This is a genomic window from Legionella qingyii, assembly GCF_003184185.1.
Genome location: NZ_QHJG01000070.1, coordinates 3,203 through 4,038, shown reverse-complemented (window position 1 = coordinate 4,038; position 836 = coordinate 3,203).

Here is an 836-nt window from a genome sequence, read left to right as displayed (position 1 = left end):
TGAAATTCGGTCCCTTTAATGTTGGCGTAAAAACACTTTTTACTGTTTTAGTACCTTCGCCATAAAGGCCTTTTCCGCTACCGCTAATTTGCACTACTCGTCCTACCTAGTCAAATATAGTACAACCGTCGTTGATTAGGCAAATGGAACAAAAACTGATGACTTCGTCCAGCAGTAAAAAGCCATTGAAATTTATCACTCCTCAGTAATCCATTTTGTTAACTTGAGTAAGGCGTTGTCGGTGATGGACATTTTCATTGTGGAGCAGTTTGCTTTCGGTCAGTCCATCAACCCTGAGTACTTCGATAAGGTCTTCGTTAAGAACGTTACGAATGAGTATACCTCTTAGTGTTTGGCAAATGACTACACCAACATTGCGCAGTTAAACCGTTTCGGGTCGCAACCCTTTCTCCAAATTGTGACAATGGATTTCTCAGAACCCTACCCTTCAAAGAATTTCCTCTTTGGTAACTTGAGATATTGCCCCCATTTCTCGGAAATCTCAATAGAGTTCTTACCAAACGTTTCTTCCTATGAGATCGCTAATTTAAAAGATTCGGGTGTTAATTAGGAGCGCTCGCACGGTACGAAATGGCACAACGTCCTCACCTAGTACCGATTAACCGTTGAGTTATGTTACCAATTTTCGGCGGTTGAAGCATGTAATTAGTACCACCCTTCACCTCAAAACGAATAAGACCGGTAGTACTAACATAACGAATATCTACCAGCGGGTTTTTTTTGAAGACGCTATGTTTTTGGTCATCTATATTGACCTTAACACCTACTTAGCAAATGTCTTCGACGTCGACTATTACGTAATTGTCAGGTTGTTT